The 19,583-nt window shown below is 61.5% G+C and carries 25 protein-coding genes and 1 tRNA gene; 10 read left to right on the top strand and 16 right to left on the bottom strand.

Features of this window, described 5'->3' with window-relative positions; all coding sequences use genetic code 11:
• Positions 1-29: 29 nt before the first annotated feature.
• From HNR59_RS05510 to HNR59_RS05500, 3 genes are read right to left on the bottom strand one after another with little or no spacing between them, the layout of a single operon-like run.
• Complete coding sequence (locus tag HNR59_RS05510) at positions 30-173, bottom strand: hypothetical protein (RefSeq protein WP_183827057.1); 144 nt, start codon at positions 171-173, stop codon at positions 30-32.
• Complete coding sequence (locus tag HNR59_RS05505) at positions 166-468, bottom strand: hypothetical protein (RefSeq protein ID WP_183827054.1); 303 nt, start codon at positions 466-468, stop codon at positions 166-168. The genes HNR59_RS05510 and HNR59_RS05505 overlap by 8 nt, the downstream gene beginning before the upstream one ends.
• Positions 465-728 carry a hypothetical protein gene (locus HNR59_RS05500; RefSeq protein WP_183827050.1) on the bottom strand — a complete coding sequence of 88 codons (264 nt, stop codon included), beginning with the start codon at positions 726-728 and terminating at the stop codon, positions 465-467. Before HNR59_RS05500 ends, HNR59_RS05505 begins: the two co-directional genes overlap by 4 nt.
• Between HNR59_RS05500 and HNR59_RS05495 the strand changes: the two genes are divergently transcribed.
• From HNR59_RS05495 to HNR59_RS05475, 5 genes are all read left to right on the top strand, one after another.
• On the top strand, positions 727-1,026 hold the full coding sequence (locus HNR59_RS05495) for a hypothetical protein (RefSeq protein ID WP_183827047.1): 300 nt from the start codon (positions 727-729) through the stop codon (positions 1,024-1,026). The genes HNR59_RS05500 and HNR59_RS05495 overlap by 2 nt on opposite strands.
• A 207-nt stretch (positions 1,027-1,233) precedes the next feature.
• The gene (locus HNR59_RS05490; RefSeq protein ID WP_183831359.1) at positions 1,234-1,551 is read left to right on the top strand and encodes a co-chaperone GroES; all 318 of its coding nucleotides are present in this window, start codon (positions 1,234-1,236) and stop codon (positions 1,549-1,551) included.
• A 51-nt stretch (positions 1,552-1,602) separates the two neighbouring features.
• The gene (groL, locus tag HNR59_RS05485; RefSeq protein WP_183827044.1) at positions 1,603-3,237 is read left to right on the top strand and encodes a chaperonin GroEL; all 1,635 of its coding nucleotides are present in this window, start codon (positions 1,603-1,605) and stop codon (positions 3,235-3,237) included.
• A 74-nt stretch (positions 3,238-3,311) separates the two neighbouring features.
• The gene (locus HNR59_RS05480; protein WP_040673268.1) at positions 3,312-3,704 is read left to right on the top strand and encodes a hypothetical protein; all 393 of its coding nucleotides are present in this window, start codon (positions 3,312-3,314) and stop codon (positions 3,702-3,704) included.
• Between the two features lie 94 nt (positions 3,705-3,798).
• Positions 3,799-3,939 carry a hypothetical protein gene (locus tag HNR59_RS05475; RefSeq protein ID WP_183831609.1) on the top strand — a complete coding sequence of 47 codons (141 nt, stop codon included), beginning with the start codon at positions 3,799-3,801 and terminating at the stop codon, positions 3,937-3,939.
• A 149-nt stretch (positions 3,940-4,088) separates the two neighbouring features.
• Here the strand turns inward: HNR59_RS05475 and arsH are convergent, their stop codons facing one another.
• The 7 genes from arsH to HNR59_RS05440 all read right to left on the bottom strand — a co-directional run bounded on the left by arsH (position 4,089) and on the right by HNR59_RS05440 (position 9,052).
• On the bottom strand, positions 4,089-4,781 hold the full coding sequence (gene arsH / locus HNR59_RS05470) for an arsenical resistance protein ArsH (protein ID WP_036748515.1): 693 nt from the start codon (positions 4,779-4,781) through the stop codon (positions 4,089-4,091).
• On the bottom strand, positions 4,781-5,836 hold the full coding sequence (gene arsB, locus HNR59_RS05465; RefSeq protein ID WP_183827041.1) for an ACR3 family arsenite efflux transporter: 1,056 nt from the start codon (positions 5,834-5,836) through the stop codon (positions 4,781-4,783). The genes arsH and arsB overlap by 1 nt, the downstream gene beginning before the upstream one ends.
• A 9-nt stretch (positions 5,837-5,845) precedes the next feature.
• Positions 5,846-6,271: an arsenate reductase (glutaredoxin) gene (arsC, locus tag HNR59_RS05460; RefSeq protein WP_024846003.1), complete on the bottom strand. Its 426-nt coding sequence runs from the start codon at positions 6,269-6,271 to the stop codon at positions 5,846-5,848.
• Positions 6,272-6,279: 8 nt separating this feature from the next.
• A complete protein-coding gene (locus HNR59_RS05455) occupies positions 6,280-6,819 on the bottom strand; it encodes an arsenate reductase ArsC (protein WP_183827038.1) in 540 nt (179 codons plus the stop codon).
• The gene (locus tag HNR59_RS05450) at positions 6,812-7,174 is read right to left on the bottom strand and encodes an ArsR/SmtB family transcription factor (RefSeq protein WP_183827035.1); all 363 of its coding nucleotides are present in this window, start codon (positions 7,172-7,174) and stop codon (positions 6,812-6,814) included. Before HNR59_RS05450 ends, HNR59_RS05455 begins: the two co-directional genes overlap by 8 nt.
• Positions 7,175-7,348: 174 nt before the next feature.
• Positions 7,349-7,425: transfer RNA gene (locus tag HNR59_RS05445), tRNA-Arg, on the bottom strand.
• A 145-nt stretch (positions 7,426-7,570) separates the two neighbouring features.
• Positions 7,571-9,052, bottom strand: coding sequence for a sensor histidine kinase (locus tag HNR59_RS05440; RefSeq protein WP_183827032.1), 1,482 nt, complete (start codon positions 9,050-9,052; stop codon positions 7,571-7,573).
• Between the two features lie 260 nt (positions 9,053-9,312).
• On the opposite strand from HNR59_RS05440, the gene rpmH reads away from it, so the two are divergent.
• The 5 genes from rpmH to HNR59_RS05415 all read left to right on the top strand — a co-directional run bounded on the left by rpmH (position 9,313) and on the right by HNR59_RS05415 (position 12,672).
• The gene (rpmH, locus tag HNR59_RS05435) at positions 9,313-9,447 is read left to right on the top strand and encodes a 50S ribosomal protein L34 (protein WP_035029411.1); all 135 of its coding nucleotides are present in this window, start codon (positions 9,313-9,315) and stop codon (positions 9,445-9,447) included.
• Between the two features lie 14 nt (positions 9,448-9,461).
• Positions 9,462-9,815 carry a ribonuclease P protein component gene (rnpA, locus tag HNR59_RS05430; RefSeq protein ID WP_183827029.1) on the top strand — a complete coding sequence of 118 codons (354 nt, stop codon included), beginning with the start codon at positions 9,462-9,464 and terminating at the stop codon, positions 9,813-9,815.
• 8 nt (positions 9,816-9,823) lie between these two features.
• The gene (gene yidC / locus HNR59_RS05425; protein ID WP_183831357.1) at positions 9,824-11,644 is read left to right on the top strand and encodes a membrane protein insertase YidC; all 1,821 of its coding nucleotides are present in this window, start codon (positions 9,824-9,826) and stop codon (positions 11,642-11,644) included.
• 164 nt (positions 11,645-11,808) lie between these two features.
• On the top strand, positions 11,809-12,252 hold the full coding sequence (locus HNR59_RS05420) for a Fur family transcriptional regulator (RefSeq protein WP_183827026.1): 444 nt from the start codon (positions 11,809-11,811) through the stop codon (positions 12,250-12,252).
• A 222-nt stretch (positions 12,253-12,474) separates the two neighbouring features.
• On the top strand, positions 12,475-12,672 hold the full coding sequence (locus HNR59_RS05415) for a hypothetical protein (protein ID WP_183827023.1): 198 nt from the start codon (positions 12,475-12,477) through the stop codon (positions 12,670-12,672).
• Positions 12,673-13,175: 503 nt separating this feature from the next.
• On the opposite strand, the gene HNR59_RS05410 is transcribed toward HNR59_RS05415, so the two are convergent.
• The 6 genes from HNR59_RS05410 to HNR59_RS05385 form a co-directional block, all read right to left on the bottom strand.
• Positions 13,176-13,529 carry a YbaN family protein gene (locus tag HNR59_RS05410; protein WP_183831355.1) on the bottom strand — a complete coding sequence of 118 codons (354 nt, stop codon included), beginning with the start codon at positions 13,527-13,529 and terminating at the stop codon, positions 13,176-13,178.
• A gap of 334 nt (positions 13,530-13,863) precedes the next feature.
• Positions 13,864-15,096, bottom strand: a complete 1,233-nt coding sequence (locus HNR59_RS05405; protein WP_183827020.1) for a phenylacetate--CoA ligase family protein — start codon at positions 15,094-15,096, stop codon at positions 13,864-13,866.
• Positions 15,097-15,171: 75 nt separating this feature from the next.
• Entirely contained in the window at positions 15,172-16,023 is an 852-nt protein-coding gene (locus tag HNR59_RS05400) for an ABC transporter ATP-binding protein (protein ID WP_183827017.1), read from the bottom strand.
• 81 nt (positions 16,024-16,104) lie between these two features.
• Entirely contained in the window at positions 16,105-17,433 is a 1,329-nt protein-coding gene (locus tag HNR59_RS05395) for an ABC transporter substrate-binding protein (protein WP_183827014.1), read from the bottom strand.
• Positions 17,434-17,477: 44 nt separating this feature from the next.
• Positions 17,478-18,554, bottom strand: a complete 1,077-nt coding sequence (locus tag HNR59_RS05390) for a branched-chain amino acid ABC transporter permease (protein ID WP_183827011.1) — start codon at positions 18,552-18,554, stop codon at positions 17,478-17,480.
• 4 nt (positions 18,555-18,558) lie between these two features.
• On the bottom strand, positions 18,559-19,533 hold the full coding sequence (locus tag HNR59_RS05385; RefSeq protein ID WP_183827008.1) for a branched-chain amino acid ABC transporter permease: 975 nt from the start codon (positions 19,531-19,533) through the stop codon (positions 18,559-18,561).
• Positions 19,534-19,583: the final 50 nt, after the last annotated feature.

Genomic DNA, 19,583 nt, shown 5'->3' with positions numbered 1-19,583 from the left:
ATTGCTCTTTCAGCCGGAGCAGCACTGCCTCAGCGCTTGCCTTTACCTTGTGACGCGTTGGCATTTGCAGCGACCTTGATCTGGTTGCCGAAGGTGCTTTCAGGCTTTGGCGGAGCCTTCTCCTGCTTCGGCTTTCTGATCTCGCGATTGCTTCGTTTCTGGCCTTTAGCCATGTCCGAACGTCCTTTCGATGAGGGTTGCGCCATTACCGGATTGCGACATGTCGACCGGCTCCAGGCTGTCCTGCGTCGTCACTCGCTCATGGCGTTCGTCGTCGTTGCGGATGCGATATTGCAGTGAATCTCCCCGTGCCGGCAGTCTGCCGGTTATGCGGTAGATATCGACGGGCAAAGCTGGTCTCATGAAACCGCCCTTGAGCCGGACAGCCTGTCCGATCGCGAAGAGATGAGCAGGAGCCTCGTGGCGGGCGGGACGGATTGTGCGTCGGATTGGGTTGGTCGATATCATGATTGTTGGTGATCCTTTTCGAGAGCGGCGTCGAGATCGGCGGGATCGATCGGCGCCATCTGATGTGTCTGGCCATCAATGCCGATGGCGGGCAGGTGAACAAAGGCGCCGACACGTCTCCAGGCGAGGCGGGAGGATACCTCCAGAAGTTCCTCATCCTGGTCCACGCGATATTCGCCGGCGGGCTGTGCGGCGTCGAAGCCGGGCAGCATGAAGGGTGCGGAGAACCGGACGATGGTTTGTGTGGTGCGCGTTGTCATGGTCGATACCTCCGCAGGAGCACGCAAACGCGCCTCCTGCATCATTCCCGTTCGAACCGGAACGAACTTCCGTGCTGCCAGTACATCCGTGGTCAGCCGCGCGTTCATTCCAAGGTTCGAACAGAGCGATATGCGCGCCGGGTCGGCGCTTGATGCATTCGCTATCGAGAATTCGGTGGTGAATGGCGGGTCTCTGACACCGCAAAAAGCCAAGTCGGCCAAATCAACGAGTTTTATATATGGGATGTCCCTACCCGGTAAGCAAGGAGCGGGTCGATATTATTTTATCTGGAATTGAATAATGGCTCTTCCATAAAAATAAATCGCATTGAAAAATCAGAAAATACGTATTGAAAACAACAAATGCTGCATCGATAGAAACGACATAAATTTTCCCCAGTTGCGCCTTTTCAAAGAAATACATTTGGCACTCCTATCATTCGAGTGCCAACGAGGTTATGTATCTGAGGTGGCCGCCCTATGCGCCGGCCTCAGAAAGAACCACATGAAATTCCGGCCTCTCCATGACCGCGTCGTCATTCGACGTGCGGAAGGCGATCGCAAATCCAAAGGCGGGATCATCATTCCCGACACCGCGAAAGAAAAACCTCAGGAAGGCGAGGTCATCGCCGTCGGCCCAGGTTCCCGCGACGAAAGCGGCAAGCTGATCCCGCTCGACGTCAAGCCGGGCGATCTCATCCTGTTCAGCAAATGGTCCGGGACCGAGGTCAAGATCGATCACGAAGACCTTCTGATCATGAAGGAGAGTGACATCATGGGAATCGTTGAGAAGACCGAAGCTGCGAGCAGGAAAAGTGCCTGAGCGGCCAGCTTCCGATCCTGTGATCCTCACAACCGAACTGGACCCGACATCATGTCTGCCAAGGAAATCAGATTCTCTAATGACGCCCGCGACCGCATGCTGCGCGGCGTCGAGCTGCTGAACAACGCCGTCAAGGTGACGCTCGGGCCGAAGGGCCGCAACGTCGTCATCGACAAAGCCTATGGCGCGCCGCGCATCACCAAGGATGGTGTGACCGTCGCCAAGGAGATCGAGCTTTCCGACAAGTTCGAGAACATGGGCGCGCAGATGGTGCGCGAGGTGGCCTCGAAAACCAACGACCTCGCCGGCGACGGAACCACCACCGCGACGGTTCTCGCCGCTTCCATCCTGCGCGAGGGTGCCAAGCTGGTCGCTGCCGGCATGAACCCGATGGACCTGAAGCGCGGCATCGATCTCGGTGTCGCTGCCGTCGTCAGGGAAATCCAGACTCGCGCCAGGAAGGTCAAGTCGTCGGCAGAGGTCGCCCAAGTCGGCACGATCGCGGCTAACGGCGACGCGACCGTGGGCGAGATGATTGCGAGGGCGATGGACAAGGTCGGCAACGAAGGCGTCATCACCGTCGAGGAAGCCAAGACGGCCGAGACTGAGCTCGACGTGGTCGAGGGCATGCAGTTCGATCGCGGCTATCTCTCGCCCTACTTTGTGACCGATCCCGAGAAGATGCGCGTGGAACTGGATGACCCTTACATCCTCATTCATGAGAAGAGGCTTGGCAATCTGCAGGCCATGCTGCCCGTACTGGAAGCAGTGGTGCAAAGCGGAAAGCCGCTGCTGATTATCTCCGAAGACGTCGAGGGCGAGGCGCTCGCCACGCTGGTCGTCAACAAGCTGCGTGGTGGCCTCAAGGTAGCGGCCGTCAAGGCTCCCGGCTTCGGAGACCGCCGCAAAGCCATGCTCGAGGACATCGCGGTGCTGGCCGCCGGCCAGATAATCTCCGAGGATCTCGGCATCAAGCTGGAGAATGTCACGCTCGACATGCTCGGCCGTGCCAAGCGCATCGTGATCGAGAAGGATACCACGACAATCATCGACGGCTCCGGCGACAAGCCAAGCATCGCGGCGCGCATCAGCCAGATCAAGGCGCAGATCGAGGAAACGACTTCCGACTACGACAAGGAGAAGCTGCAGGAGCGGCTGGCCAAACTCGCCGGCGGCGTCGCTGTCATCCGTGTTGGTGGCGTGACTGAGACCGAGGTCAAAGAGAAGAAGGACCGCATAGACGACGCGCTGAATGCCACCCGCGCGGCTGTCGAGGAAGGCATCGTGCCGGGCGGCGGCGTGGCGCTGCTGTGTGCCATAGCGGTGCTTGCTCCTCTGACAGGTGACAACGCCGATATAACCGCAGGCATTTCGATCGTGCGGCGGGCGCTTGAAGCGCCGGTCCGACAGATCGCCGAGAATGCAGGCGTCGAGGGCTCGATCGTGGTCGGCAAGCTCACGGACAGCAAGGACCCCAACCAGGGCTTTGATGCCCAGACCGAAACCTATGTCGACATGATCAAGGCCGGCATCGTCGATCCCGCCAAGGTTGTCAGAACCGCCCTGCAGGACGCCGGCTCGATCGCGGCGCTCCTGATCACCGCCGAGGCGATGATCGCCGACGTCCCAGCGAAGGATTCCACGTTAACGGCCGGCAACGGTGGCATGGGTGGAATGGGATACTGAGAGCAGTGCCTGAACCGTTCGGCCGGCACGGTCGGATGAAGCAATCCTCACCACAATCTGGAAGGAAGACCACCATGGCTACGCAGAGCACAACGAACCCGTCTCTCTCCCGCCGTTGGGAGAACTACCAACCTTCAAAGACCATGCTGGTCTGGGCATGCATCGCCGCGATCATCGCAACGATCGTCGTCGGATTCGCCTGGGGCGGCTGGGTCACCGGCGGCACATCACAGAAGATGGCCGTGACCGCTGGCGACACGGCGCGTGGCGAACTGGCGTCCGCCATATGCGTTGAACGGTTCAACGCAGCGCCGGATGCGGCCGCGAAACTTGCTGAGTTCAAGGCTATATCCGACAGCTACAAGAAACGGCAGTTCGTCGAAGCCGGTGGCTGGGCAACGATGCCGGGCCAGACGACTGCCGACCGGCTTGGAGTCCAGGGCTGTGTCACCGGACTTGGCGCATAATACCCCGCTTAAAGCGCTCAGGCAGGCGCCAGGGCGTTTCCACCCGCCCCAGGAAGGAACGTCAGCAATGATTTCGTTTGTCAAGAAGACAGATATGCAGCCGATAGCCCCGCAGGTCGAAGACAATCGTTTCGAGCAGATCCGCAAGGCGGCTGCCGAACGTCACCGGAAGGCGGACACCGACGGCACACGTCGCCGCGCCCGCCAGAAGGCCGAGGACAACCGGCTCATTTGAGTTGTCGGAATTTTCGGGCTGAGCTCCCCAGTGGCATAACCTTCAACTTCACTCGCACAGCTCCCGATAGACAGAATACTTCCGGTGAGTTCGGCGCGGCAGAGAATCGCTCCATGCACCTTAAAGCAGGTATCCGACAGTGCCGTTCGTCATCGGAGGTGAACGTCGCTACTTTCCTTTCGCTCGGAATAGCGGTCGGTCAGGTAGGATGATACATCGCGCGTTAGCAGCGTGAACTTCACCAACTCCTCCATCACGTCGACCACTCGATCATAATATGACGATGGTATCATCCGGCCGGCTTCATCGAACTCCTGATATGCTTTGGCGACGGACGACTGGTTGGGGATCGTCACCATCCGCATCCAGCGGCCGAGCACCCGCATCTGGTTGACGGCGTTGAAGCTCTGCGAGCCGCCGGAGACTTGCATGACGGCGAGTGTCCGGCCCTGCGTCGGCCTTACCGCGCCGACCGAAAGGGGAATCCAGTCGATCTGTGCCTTCATCACCGCGCTCATCGCACCGTGACGCTCCGGGCTGGTCCAGACTTGACCTTCCGACCAGAGCGAGAGCTCGCGAAGCTCCTGCACCTTGGGATGATCGACGGGAGCGCCGTCCGGCAGCGGCAGGCCGGACGGATTGAAGATGCGTGTTTCCGCCCCGAAATGTTTCAGCAGGCGCTCGGCCTCGTATGTCAGGAAACGGCTGTAGGATCGCGCGCGGAGCGAGCCATATAGCAGCAGGATACGCGGCGGATGGGTAGAGGGTTCGGTTACGCGCAGCCGACCAAGGCTGGGAGTAGCAACGCAGCCGGCAGCAAGATTGGGAAGATCGCCCGGCATCAACGCTGCTCTTTCGCAAGTTCGGACACCTTGCCGCCGCGCTCATACCAGCCTTTGGAGCGGTTCACGATCCAGACGACCGAGAGCATCACCGGCACTTCGATCAGCACGCCGACCACGGTGGCGAGCGCCGCGCCCGAATGAAAGCCGAACAGGCTGATGGCGGCGGCAACCGCCAGTTCGAAGAAGTTCGAGGCGCCGATTAGCGCCGAGGGTCCAGCCACGCAATGCTGCTCGCCGGCCAGCCGGTTGAGCAGATAGGCAAGACCGGAGTTGAAATAGATCTGAATCAGGATCGGCACGGCCAGCAGGCCGATGATTGCGGGCTGCGCGATAATCTGCTCGCCCTGAAACCCGAAGAGCAGAACCAGCGTCGCCAGCAGCGCAACGAGGGAGGCCGGGCCGAGCTTTGCAAGCAGGTGGTCGAGCGCGGCCTGCCCGCCGCTCGCCAGCATCCGGCGACGGATGATCTGCGCGATGATAACGGGAATGACGATATAGAGCACCACCGACAGGACCAGTGTGCCCCATGGCACGGTGATGGCTGACAGGCCCAGCAGCAGGCCGACGATGGGCGCGAAGGCGACGACCATGATGGCGTCGTTGAGGGCAACCTGGCTCAAGGTGAAATGCGGTTCGCCTTTCGTCAGGTTCGACCAGACGAACACCATGGCCGTGCAGGGTGCGGCGGCAAGGATGATGAGGCCGGCAATGTAGCTGTCGATCTGGTCCGCCGGCAGATAGGGGCGGAACAGCCAGCCGATGAACAGCCATCCCAGCAGCGCCATCGAGAACGGTTTCACAGCCCAGTTGATGAACAGCGTCACGCCGATGCCGCGCCAGTGGCGGCCGACCTCGCCCAGTGCTGCGAAGTCGATCTTGAGCAGCATGGGGATGACCATCAGCCAGATCAGCACGGCGACGGGCAAGTTGACGCTGGCAATTTCCATCGCGCCGATGGCCTGAAATGCGCCCGGCAGGAAGTGGCCGAGCGCGATGCCAACGACGATGCACAATGCGACCCAAAGGGTGAGATAGCGTTCGAAGGTAGACATGCAATTCCCTCAGGTCGTGGCCACGCGCCGACCGTGTTCGTCGATCACCCGCTCGCCATCTTCCTTGACGAACGCGCCGCGCTGCGGCGGCAACAGGTCGAGCACGTCCTCGGACGGCCGGCAGAGCTTGACGCCCTTCGGACTGACGACGATGGGTCGGTTGATCAGGATGGGATGCGCCATCATGGCGTCGAGCAACTGCGCGTCACTCAAAGCCGGGTCGCCAAGGCCCAGTTCCGCGTATGGCGTGCCCTTCTCGCGCAGCAGTTCCCGCACCGATATGCCCATGCGCGCAATAAGTCGGGTCAGCATCTCGCGCGACGGCGGTGTCTTCAGATATTCGATGACATGCGGCTCGACGCCCGCATTGCGGATCATCGCCAGCGTGTTGCGCGAGGTGCCGCAATCGGGATTGTGATAGATGATGACGTCCATGGCCGGCTTCACGCTGCGCTGTTGCGTGGAGACGACGCGCCATCGGACTGGCCGATCTCGGTCAGTTTAGTGCGCAGCGACGCCTTGTCGAGACTGGCGACCGGCAGGGACGTGAAAGCCGAGATACGGTTCTTCATGTAGCGGAAGGCCGCAACGAAGGCGGCTTCCTTCTGGATATCCGGTCCATCGACGGCCGCCGGATCTTCGATACCCCAATGGGCGGTCATGGGCTGGCCGGGCCAGACCGGGCAGGCTTCGCCGGCAGCGTTGTCGCAGACGGTGAACACGAAATCCATGACAGGCGCGTCAGGCCCGGCGAACTCCTCCCAACCCTTCGAGCGGAAGCCTTCAGAGGGGTAGTCGAAACTCTTCAATACCTTCAGCGCGAAGGGATTGACCGTCCCCTTCGGTTGCGAACCCGCAGAGAAGGCACGAAAGCGACCCTCGCCATCCTTGTTCAGGATGCTTTCCGCGAGGATCGAGCGTGCCGAGTTGCCGGTGCAGAGGAACAGGACGTTGAAGACGCGATGCTCTTGTCCGTCAGACATGGGAGGTTCCTTTCGTGGGTTCGCAACAGGAAGACAGCGCGGCCATTGCCGGATTGCAGACCTCCGGGTGGCCCTGACAGCAATCGCGCATGAGGAATTCGACGAGACCGGCCAGCGTGGTCAGCGCGGCGCTGTAGATGATCGACCGCCCGTCACGGCGGGACTCGACAAGCCCGGCCTGTTCGAGATGGCTCAGATGGAACGACATACGGGACGAAGATGCGCCATCCATCGCTTCGCCGATTGCTCCGGCCGACATGCCTTCCGGGCCGGCAGTCACCAGCAGCCGGACGATGCGCAATCTCGTTTCCTGCGACAGCGCGGCGAAGGCATTGAGGGCTTGCTTCTCGTGCATCATAATCTCAATAACTCAAGAATCATTGAGATAACTCATATGGCAGAATGCCGCTGAGTGCTAGCGGAAATTCGCGATGGCCTAACCGAGTGAGGCCGCGTTGGCGGCGGCAACAGCCTTAAGGAGGGCTATGGAGGGGAATAGAGTAGATATAGTTCTCATCATCACCCGGTATGGCGCGCCCGAAAGGATTCGAACCTCTGACCCCCAGATTCGTAGTCTGGTGCTCTATCCAGCTGAGCTACGGGCGCGCATCAGGTCGCCTGGGCAACCTGGCGACTGGCTTTAAGAACCGGCCGCGAACGTGCCGCTTCACTAGCGGCTGATTCCGGGAATTGCAAGCCGGCATTTCAAAGTTTCTTCACATCGCCCACAAGACCGGAAGTTCACCGCGTTTCAGCCGCGCTTGCGTGCCCCTTCGGCTGTACGACTGAAGGGCAGCGGGCGATCGGTGATGGTTATGGCAAAGGTGGTGTGGCCGCTTTCGCTGGCGACCAGTTCCAGAACACCGCCATGGGCACGCACCAGCTCGTGCGCGATGGCAAGACCGAGACCGGTGCCGCCCTGCCGTGCGCCGCCCCGGAAAGCAGAGAACAGATTTTCCCGCGCCCTGGGCGGCAGGCCGGGACCGGTGTCACTCACCATGATACGGCAGACGCCGCCCTGCCGTTCGGCCGACACAGTCAGCCGCTGCACATTGATGCGTTCGGCCTCGGCGATCATGGCCTGAACCGCGTTGCGGACAAGATTTGTCAGCACGCGGAAAAGCTGGTCCGGATCCGCATCGATCTCGAATCCGGATGGCACGGCGTTGACGAAATCCACGCCACTGTCGGCGCCCGCGATGTCGCGCAGATCCTCCACCAGCGGATGCAGGTTGACCAGCCGGCGCGCCGGCAGCGGCTCCTGGGTGCGGCCATAGGCAAGCACGCCTTCCGAATAGGACACCGCGCGGTCCAGCGCCCGCAACAGCCGCGGCGCGAAGGACTGCACTGTCGGGTCCTTCGACATGCTCAGACGGTCGGAAATGAGCTGGGCGGAGGCCAACATGTTGCGCATGTCGTGATTGATCTTGGAAACGGCAAGGCCGAGATCGGCCAGATGGCGGCGTTCGGCCAGCATCTTCTGCAGCCGTTCCTGCATGTGGGACAGCTCGCGCTCGGCAAAGCCGATCTCGTCGGCGCGCGCGGCCGGGGTGATGACGCGCGCCGGATCATCGGGGGCTGCCGAGAAGTCCAGCATGGACTGAGCGAGCCTGCGCATGGGGCGCACCATGATGCGGTCCATGGCAGCGTAGACGAGCATCGCTGCAAACACCGAGATCAGCAGCGACAGCAGGGCAACGTTGCGCGCATAGGTCAGCATGGCCGCGCGCAGGGCGTTGTCCGGCATGATCAGCTCGAACTCGCGGGCATCGTCACCGGCCGGTCCGTAGACCCTCAGCATCCGGTCGCCCCCGTACAGCAGCGTGTCCAGCGCCCCGGCGACTTCTCCGAACATGCCCACATTCGCCATGTCGATATGGGTGTCGACTTCCGGCGGCATGTCGGCCACCACCAGAAGGCGCGATACGCCGCCATCGCTGACGGCGATGGCCCTGGCCCCGATGGCCGTCAGCACGTCGTCCTGCGCCTCGCGCGACAAATCGGCCGGATCGCCCTGCACGAGCACGATGGAAACGGCTGCAGCCGTGGCCAGCCGATCCCGCAGCCAGCTGACGCGATAGCTGGCCACGGAAGGGAGAAAGATGAGGGTTTCCGCCAGCAGCACGAAGATGACCGTCAGCAGCAGCAGCTTGGTGGACAGCCCGCGCGCGAGCGGAACCGTATGCCGTGCCGACATCGGTTCGTCCTGCCCGCTTTGCAGGTTCTCAGTCATCCTTCTCCACATTCAGGGGCTCTGCGGCCACCTTTTCATGATAGCCGAACCCGGCGGCCTTGTCTGTGCTCCGGCATGGCGGGAAAGAGTGATGCGCCGCAAAGCCCTGCTGATTGACTCGATGGCCCCCAGTCCATATAAGCCGCTCACGCTCGGGCCTGCACTCCCGGCGCAACCTTGGTTGTGCGTGCAGGCCGGGCATAGCTCCTGTCTTAACCATGACAGAATCAAGAAGGGCCGCACACCGCGGTATTAAATAAATGAAGCGTACCTACCAACCCTCCAAGCTCGTTCGCAAGCGCCGCCACGGCTTCCGTGCACGCATGGCCACCAATGGTGGCCGTGCCGTCATTGCTGCCCGCCGCAATCGTGGTCGCAAGCGGCTGAGCGCCTGACGGAAGCGAGTTCGTTGCCCGGCGACTGTAAGCCTTCGGGACCGCAGCCCGGGCGGCTTCTCAAGCGTGCGGAATTTCTGGCCGTGCGGCGTGGTGAAAAGCGCCGTGGACGGTTTTTTCTCGTTGAGGTTCTCGATCGGGGCGATACTGCTGCGCCGCGCGTCGGTTACACCGTCACCAAGAAAGTCGGCAATGCCGTCATACGCAATCGCGTCAGACGGCGGCTGAAAGAAGCCGTGCGCACCCATGCCGCACATGACATGACGTGCGGCAATGATTATGTGATCGTCGGCCGCCTGGATGCGCTCGGCGCGCCATTCGACCAACTCAAGGCCGAACTTTCCCGGCGGATCCGCGGATCACGATAGGGTTCATGATGGAACACAATCGCAATTTCTTCATCACCATTGCGCTGTCAGTGCTGATTCTGGTGCTCTGGCAGGTCTTCTATATGAACCCGCGCATCGAGCAGCAGCGCGAGGCGGCTCAGATCGAGCAGGCCCGGCAGGAGCAGGCCCAACAGAGCGCCGACGTGCCCACGCCCGGCCAGACCTCTGGTCAGGCTTCCCCCGGACAAGGCGCCATTCCCGGCGCCGGCGGCACCGACGGGCTGACGGCACCCGCCGGACGCGAGCAGGCGCTGGCCGGCACCCCGCGCGTCAGGATCGAGACCCCCAGCGTGGAAGGCTCGATCAATCTGACCGGCGGACGCCTCGACGATCTCAAGCTCAAGGATTACCGCGAGACGGTCGACAGGAATTCGCCCGAGATCGAGCTGCTCAATCCCGCTGCGCTGCCCAATGGCTACTATGCCGAGCTTGGCTTCGTCGGCAATGAGGCAACCGGCTCTGTGCCGGGACCGCAGACCGTGTGGACGGCACCGGAAGGTGCCTCGCTGACACCGGCCACGCCCGTCACCCTCACGTTCACGAACGAAAAGGGCCTTGTCTTCAAGCGCACCTATTCGATCGACGCCCACTACATGTTCACGGTGTCGGACACCGTGGAAAACAGTGGCGCCAGCGACATCACCCTGTTCAGCTACGGACGCGTGACCCGCTTCGACAAGCCGACCACCGCCTCGATCTACGTTCTGCATGAAGGCCTGATCGGCGTGACCGGCACCGAGGGGCTGCAGGAGCACAAATATTCCGCCGTCGAGGACGACAAGCAGTACACGCCCGGCAAGTCCAGCGACGGCTGGCTTGGCATCACCGACAAGTACTGGGCGGTTACGCTCGTTCCCACGGCAAAGCAGCCCTTCCAGCCGCGCTTCGCCTATTTCGAGGATGGCCGCCCGCGCTATCAGGCGGACTTCCTCAGCGATGCGATTCCGGTTGCCGCCGGTCAGTCCGCCACGGTCGAATCACTGGTCTTCGCAGGCGCCAAGGAAGTCGGGACCATCAACGCCTATGAGGAAGAGCGCAGCATCCGCCGCTTCGACCTGCTCATCGACTGGGGCTGGTTCCACTTCATCACCAAGCCGATGTTCTGGCTGATCGACACGCTCTATAAGATGCTCGGCAATTTCGGTCTGGCGATCCTCGCCACCACCGTCGTCGTCAAGCTCATCTTCTTCCCGTTGGCCAACAAGTCCTACGCCTCGATGGCCAATATGAAGAAGGTGCAGCCCAAGATGACGGAGATCCGCGAAAAATACGCGGATGACCGGATGAAGCAGCAGCAGGCGATGATGGAGCTCTACAAGACGGAGAAGATCAATCCGATCGCCGGCTGCTGGCCGGTGCTGATCCAGATCCCGGTGTTCTTCGCGCTCTACAAGGTGCTCTACATCACCATCGAAATGCGCCACGCGCCGTTCTTCGGCTGGATTCACGATCTGGCGGCACCCGATCCGACCTCGCTGTTCAACCTGTTCGGCCTGTTGCCCTATACGGTTCCCGCCATGCTGCATATCGGCATCTGGCCACTGCTGATGGGCGTGACCATGTTCCTGCAGATGCGCATGAACCCGGCGCCGCCGGACCCGACGCAGGCCATGATCTTCAACTGGATGCCCGTCATCTTCACCTTCATGATGGCAGGTTTCCCCGCCGGCCTGGTCATCTACTGGGCATGGAACAACCTGCTCTCGATCCTCCAGCAGGCGCTGATCATGAAGCGTCAGGGCGTAAAGATCGAATTGTGGGACAATCTGGCAGCCCTGTTCCGCAAGAAGCCGAAACCAGCGGAGTAGACCGGTCTGGCAAGATGAGATCAGGGCCCCGTTTTCGGGGCCCTTTCTTTTTGCGCAGTGCCGGTGCGCCTTGCCGTCACTGGAAAGGTCGTCCTATACGGGGTAGGTCTATCCTGAGTGCCGCAGAAGCCTTTTACGGTCCGGATGCATCGCAAAGAGCAGATATGAGATTCAGCAAGGACATCGCCGACCTTTGCAAGGAGCATGGTCTTCGACTCACGGGGCCGCGCAAGGTCATCATGCAGGTTCTGGCCGAATCGACGGACCATCCGGATGCAGTGGAACTGCATCGTCGCGTCAGCGAGATCAGTCCCGGCGTCGCGATCGCCACTGTCTATCGCACGCTGTCCCTGCTGGAAGAAAAGGGCGTTCTGGAGAAACATACTTTCGGTGACGGCCGGGCGCGCTTCGAAACAGCCGATCAGGACCATCACGACCACCTGATCAACGTCGAGACCGGCGACGTGATCGAGTTCCGCTCCGATGAGATCGAAAGGCTGCAGGATGAGATCGCCCGGCAGCACGGTTTCGACATAGTCAGTCACAGGCTGGAAATCTATGTGCGCCCTTCAAAGAAGGTGCGCAAGGGAACCGGCAAGGCTCCCTGAGCGGCCTCAGGCAATTCTCACCATCATGCTTGCTTCAGTCGCCGGGCACGAAAAGTGTCCGGCGGCGAGACGGCACCTTTCGTGCATGGGAGCGTCTTTCTTGTCGCACCCCTGAAAACGACGCTTGCGCTTATCCCGATTTCTAGTTTAGAATAATTCTAAATTCGGATACCAAAGCTCAACTTTAAATCCGACTGAAATACTGAAAGAAGGAGATAACCCATGGCCCAGTCCGTTTCGTGCAATAGCTGCGCTTATTACGAAGATCACATCGCCAACAGCACCAAGGTCGCCGAGAATGCCGGCCTGTGCCGCTTCAACCCGCCGGTGACGCAGCCCGAGCCGAACGCACGCGGCCTGTGGCCGGTGGTTACGGCCAGCGACTGGTGCGGCCATTTCTCCACCGAGACCCGCAACTGATTTCGGCGGCTTCATAAGCTTTCCACTCAAACGGCGCTTCGGCGCCGTTTTTGTTTTTTTGGAGAACGCATAAAAAAAGGCCGGACCTAAAGGCCCGGCCAAGCATGGAAAGTTAAAACCTTCCAGAGGGGAACGTGCCGGGCGCAATGGGAGGAGAACACCCGACACACCGCCCAGATAGGACTACCCGGTTCCCGGTTCAAGTGTTTGTCTATGCTTTTTATATAATAAATTGCCGCACCTGTGGAATTTCTCGTTCCGCCACGTGAAAATCGTGCTGGCGCACGGTTGTTTGGCGCGGGTCCGATCACCTTCCGCAAGGGAATACGGAAGTCAGGATGCGTCGCATTGTTGCGGAACGAGACGCCCTGCCGGAGGTTACCGCAGGCAACGGGCAGGCTGCAGCATTGTCCTGCACGTCAAGATGAAAAGGTCTGGCGCGCCGTCAAAGCAGATATGGTCCTGAAGATGGCGCCGGAGAAAATCGGCTTGTCAAAGCGGCTTCAGGATGGCCGTGAAAACACATAGGCAACACCGAACAGCATCAGCGATGCCACCGCTATCATGAGAAGCGGGCCGGGATTGCTCCCCAGCCAGAACAGAAGGAAACCCAAGCTGCTGCCGGCGAGCGACATGAACTTGGCTTTGCGCGGTATGGCGCGGCGCACCCGCCACTCGCGAAGCGTGGGTCCGAAGCGCGGATGATCGAGAAGCCAGAGCTCCAGCCGCCGCGAGGATTTCGCAAAACAGGCCGCAGCCAGAATGAGGAACGGCGTGGTCGGCAGCACCGGAAGGAACGCTCCCACAAAGCCCAGCGCGACGAAGAAAAGCCCAAGCGCGAGGAACAGGCCGCGCATCGGTGCCGAAACCGATGGGGGTTCGCTGCGCTGTGTCTCGTCCGGCAAACTCATGTCACGCTCATCTCCGGCAGGGAAATGCGCTTTGTCGGCCTGGGTTGCAACGGGCGATGTCATTGGTTGCGTCCTGCGGTCTTCCATGCACCACGTTCCCGCCATGTCGTGAAGGCAACATGGCGGCAGCCGATGCTTTTCGGGCCGAACATCGGTCAGGAACGCTCCGCAATCAAGTGGACAAATCAGCTCAAGATTGAACCGATAACGGATCACCTGACATATCGTCTGCGTGCGACACCGCCTATCGTTCCGGCCGCAACCCCGGAAGCGGGAAGTTTTAGCCGGCGGGGCGCTCGTCGGCGATGACCTTGCCGTCATTCGGCAGACTGTCGGGAGGCACGATTTCCACCCTGCCCTTCATCTTGGTCGATGCCTGCAAAGCCTGTTCGAGAATTGCCGGCAATTCCGTGGCCGCCTCCCCGGCTTCTGCCTTCAGCACCATGTGGTCCTGCTCGGCCTCGCGCGTCACCACCAGCCGCAGCCGCCCGAGTTCAGGGTATTTTTTCGCGATTGCGGCGATCTGGGCCGGGTCGACGAACATGCCCTTGACCTTGGTGCGCTGGTCGGCGCGTCCCATCCAGCCGGCCAGGCGCTGGTTGGTGCGGCCGCACGGGCTCACGCCCGGCACAATGCGGGAAAGGTCCCCTGTACCGAAGCGCAACAGCGGATATTCAGCGCTGAGCCGCGTCACCACAACCTCGCCCACCTCGCCCTCGGCCACCGCCTCGTCGGTGCCGGGGCGCACGATCTCCACGATCAGCCCTTCATTGACGACTAGCCCTGAGCGCGCGGACGTCTCATAAGCGATGACGCCAAGCTCGGCGCTGGCATAGGCCTGATAGGCATCGACGCCGCGCCCCGCCACCTCCTGTTGCAAAGACGGCGGAAAGGCTGCCCCCGAAACCAGAGCGCGCTTTATCGGATTTTCGATGCCGGCTTCGGCGATCCTGTCGAGCAGGATCTTGAGGAAGTCGGGCGTGCCGACATAGCCGGACGGCCGCAAGGCGGCAATCGCCTCGATCTGCTGCTCGGTGTTGCCGACACCGGCGGGAATGACCGCGCAGCCCAGCGCATGGGCACCCGATTCCATGATGTAGCCACCCGGCGTGAGGTGATAGCTGAACGCGTTGTGGACGATGTCTTCACTGCGGATGCCGGCGGCGAACAGCGCGCGCGCCGAGCCCCACCAGTCCTTGCCATGACCTTCGGGATCGAAGATCGGGCCCGGCGAGACCAGCAGCCGCTTCAACCTGCCGGCGGAAACGGACGTGAGCCCGGCAAAGGGCGGAGCCTTGGCCTGCAGGGCCACCAGATCGCCCTTGCGGATCACCGGCACGCTCTGCAGCGCCTGCCTGTCTGCCATCGCGTCGATGGATATGCCATCCAGTTGCTGGCGCAGGGCGGGCGTTGTCTCGACCACGCCGGCAAGCAGAGTGCGCAGCGCCCCGAACAGGGCTTTTTCACGAACTTCCGGAGCCCAGGTTTCCTCGGCATCGAAATATGCAGGCATGGGGGACATCGCCTTTCTGACAGCTTCTCTGACAGGGCCCGCGGGATCGGGCCCTGTGCGACTGGTATCGGCTGCTCAGCTCAGCCAGCGCTTGCGGCGCTTGTAGCTCTTGACGTCGCGGAACGACTTGCGTCCCTCGCCGCCAATGCCGAGATAGAATTCCTTGACGTCTTCATTGTCGCGCAACGCATCGGCAACACCGTCCATGACGATGCGTCCGGTTTCCAGGATGTAGCCATAGGTGGCGTATTTCAGCGCCATGTTGGTGTTCTGCTCGGCCACGAGAAACGACACGCCCTGCTTTGTGTTGAGGTCCTTCACGATCTCGAAGATTTCGTCGACCACCTGCGGGGCAAGACCCATGGACGGCTCGTCGAGCAGGATCATCTTTGGCCGGCTCATCATGGCGCGGCCGATGGCGCACATCTGCTGCTCGCCGCCGGAGGTGTAGCCGGCCATCGAATTGCGCCGCTGCTTCAGGCGCGGGAAATAGTTGTAGATCATCTCCAGATCGTCGCGCACTGCGGCCCGGCCGTCGCGGCGGGTGAAAGCTCCGGTCAGCAGGTTTTCCTCGATGCTGAGATGGCCGAAGCAGTGGCGACCCTCCATCACTTGAATGCAGCCGCGCCGCACCAGCTCGTTGGGGCTGAGCTTGTCGATGCGCTCGCCGTCGAATTCGATCGAGCCCTTCGTCACCTCCCCGCGCTCGGAATGGAGCAGGTTGGATATGGCCTTGAGCGTCGTCGTCTTGCCGGCGCCGTTGGCGCCCAGAATGGCGACGATTCCGCCTTTCGGCACGGTCAGCGACACGCCTTTCAGCACGAGAATGACGTGATCGTAGATGACCTCGATATTGTTGACCGACAGGATCGGCGGCGCCGGATCCGGTTGACGGGAAACAGTATCGGCAGTGGCAGGTTCAGACATGGGTCAGCTCCGGATTGGGGCCCTTCCCCCGACTGGCTGGGCTGGCTGGCGGGGGAAGGGAAGCTGGCAAAAGCGTGAGCCTTACGAGGCGTCGCAGGCCTCGGTGCGCTCCGGCCATGGCGCATTCTTCTCGGCGTAGGACTTCGCATCCTCGTCGAGCAGCGGAATGACCTTGTCGCTCATCGGTGCGATGTAATCGGTCACCTTCTCGAATGCGGTGCCGTTCCAGCTCTGCACGAAGTTGGACTGATGGCCGTTGTGGTCGTTGCAGGAGAGCTTCAGCGGCTGGGTGAAGCCTTCAAGACCGATCTCCTTGAGGCGCGCCTCGTCGATGTTGAGGTTCTCCAGACCACGGCGTACGTCCTCGCCGGTCACCACCTTGTTGCCCGTCACCTCCTGCGCGGTCCGGATGGCCTCCGCGATCAGCATGGAGTTGTAGACACCGCGGTTGTACAGCACCTGCCCGACCTTGGCCTTGTCCGAGACCTGGCTCTTGCCCGCATCGACGACATATTTCTGGATGTCCTGGATGAGCGCGAAATCCGTGCCGGCGGCATGCCAGTTCAGCGTCTTGAAGCCCTTGGCGCCATCGCCGGCACCGCGCACGTCATCCTCGCCCGGCCACCACACGGAGATGAACTTCTCCATCGGGAAGTTGGTCTTCACAGCTTCCTTGACGGCGGTGGAGTTGAGAGCGCCCCAGCCGAACAGGATCATGTAGTCGGGCCGGTCGCGGCGCACGCTCAGCCACTGCGACGACTGGTTCTGCATGTCGGCGGCAGCCACCGGATAGAGCTTGGCCTCGAAGCCGAGTTCCTTCGAAAGCTGTTCGATGAGCGGCAGCGGCTCGCGCCCGAAGCTGGCGTCGAGATAGATGTAGCCGATCTTCTTGCCCTTGAGCTTGTCGACGCCGCCGCCTTCCTGATCGGCGATGTAGTTCAGGATCTGCGTGAAGCCGTCCCAGTAGGTCGCCGGCGGGTTGAAGATCCACGGGAAGACGTCGCCCTTGGCCGAGGCCGACAGGCCATAGGCCATGGACAGCACCGGGATCTTGTCGACACCGGCCTTCTGGATCAGCGGCAGCGTGATGCCGGTCGACCACGGATTGACCATGACCGGCTTCTTCGGCTTCACAGCCTCGTAGCATTCGAGGCCCTTCTTGGTGTCATAGCCGGTCTCGCATTCCTCGATCACCAGCTTGACGCCGCCGATGCCGCCATCACGCTCGTTGAGCATGGTGAGATAGTCGTGCATGCCGTCGGCGATCGGCGCGCCCGAGCCGGCGAAGGCTCCGGTGCGGTAGGTGAACAGCGGCACATAGATCGAATCTTCTGCGTTGGCCGCCTCGATGGCCGGCATCGCCAGCATCGATGCGGCTGAAAGTGCCAGTATCATTTTTTTCAGTGACATTTTCATTCTCCTCCGGTTTCCACTCCCACCACGTGCACCGCCCCTCAGTAAGGGAACGGCCACACGCGAAGCTTCTGTTTTGTTATCTGCCAGAGCCGGGCCAGTCCGTGCGGCTCGACGATGAGGAAGAAGATGATGAGCCCGCCGACGATCAGATAGGTCAGGTGCTCGACAGTGGCCGCAGCCACCGGCAACCCCAGCGATTCCGGCAGGGCGCGGATGACGATCGGCAATATGTGGATCAGCGCAGCGCCCATGAAGGAGCCGATCAGGGAGCCCAGACCACCGATGATGACCATGAACAGCAGCAGGAACGACAGCTTGATGTCGAATGCGGATGGCTCCGCAGCACTCAGCCACAGGAACACCATCAGCGCCCCCGCCACGCCGCAGTAGAAGGACGAGACGGCGAAGGCCAGCAGCTTGGCCGGCAGCAGGCGAATGCCCATAAGCTGGGCGGCAATGTCCATGTCGCGCACGGCCATCCATGTGCGCCCGATGCGTCCATGAACGATGTTGGAGGCTATCAGCGTCATCACCACCACGACGCCCAGCACCACATAGTAGCGGTTGACCGGCGTGGCCATCGGCCCGGTGATGGCGATGCCGAACAGGGTACGGCCCGACACCTCGATGGCGCCCGACGGATTGTAATTGTAGAGCCAGGCCACGCGCACGAAGCACCATTGCAGGAAGAACTGCGCGGCAAGCGTGGCGACGGCGAGATAGAACCCCTTGATGCGCAGCGACGGCAGGCCGAACAGAACGCCGATGCCGGCCGAAAAGAAGCCCGAGCACAGGATCCACACCAGAATGTTCACCTGCGGAAACAGCGTGGAAAGCTTGTAGGTGGCATAGGCGCCCACGCCCATGAAGCCGGCCGTGCCAAGCGACAGGAGCCCCGTATAGCCGACGAGGATGTTCAGCCCGATGGCTCCGAGCGACAGGATCAGGAACGGGATCATCACCGAAGCGAGCAGGAACTCGCTGCCGAACATGGGGATCAGGACAAAGGCGATAGCCATGATGATGGCGAGGCCGTAGCGGTCCTGAAGGATCGGGAAGACTGCGGAGTCTGCCGCGTAGCTTTGCTTGAACTGGCCGGTTTCGCGATAGAACATCGTGTCAGATCCGTTCGATTATCTTGTCGCCGAACAGGCCCTGCGGCCGGTACAGCAGGAACACAAGGGCGATCACATAGGCGAGCCAGCTCTCGATGCCGCCGCCGAGCAGCGGGCCCCAGTAGAACTCGCCGAGCTTCTCGCCGATGCCGATGATGAGCCCCCCGACGATGGCGCCCGGCACCGAGGTGAAACCGCCGAGGACGAGAACCGGCAGCGCCTTCAGCGCCACGATCTCCAGCGCGAAGGACACGTCCGAGCGCGCGCCCCACATGATGCCGGTGACGAGCGCCACGAGACCGGCTGCGAACCACACGATCACCCAGATCTGGTTGAGCGAAATGCCGACCGAAAGCGCTGCCTTGTGGCTGTCAGCGACGGCACGCAAGGCACGGCCGATGCGCGTTTTCTGGAAGAACAGCGCCAGTCCCACGATCATCAGCGAGGCGATGACGGCGGCGGCGATGTCGATCTTCTGCAGGCTCACCAGACCGCCCAGCATCTCTATGTCGACGGAACCGCTGGGCAGGAACAGTTCATTGGCGATCATCTGCTTGGGGTCGCCGCCGAACACGATCTCGCCGAAGCCGATCAGCACATAGGTGATGCCGAAGGTAGCCATGAACAGGATGATGTCCGGCTGGTTGACCAGCGGGCGCAGCACCACGCGCTCGACCAGCATGGCCAGCACCAGCATGACGCCGGCCGCCAGAAGCAGCGCGAGGAAGGCGGCGGCGTGGCCGGAAAAGCCCCATGAGGAGAATTTCGCGTAGAAGCCGACAAGGGTGAGTGCAGAAAACACCACCATGATGCCCTGCGCGAAATTGAAGACGCCGGATGCCTTGAAGATCAGCACGAAGCCCAGCGCGATCAGCGCATAGAGAACACCCGAGACCAGCCCCTCCCACAGGGTCTGCACGAGCAGATCGGGCATCTGCACCATCTGCACGAACGGGTCGATGAATATATTGTAGAGCATCGATCCTCCCTGATCGACGACAGCACCGTCACGAACGGCGTGGCGTATCC

It is taken from the genome of Aquamicrobium lusatiense (genome assembly GCF_014201615.1).
GTDB classification, from domain to species: Bacteria; Pseudomonadota; Alphaproteobacteria; order Rhizobiales; family Rhizobiaceae; genus Mesorhizobium; species Mesorhizobium lusatiense.
This window is presented reverse-complemented; position numbering and strand designations above follow the sequence as displayed.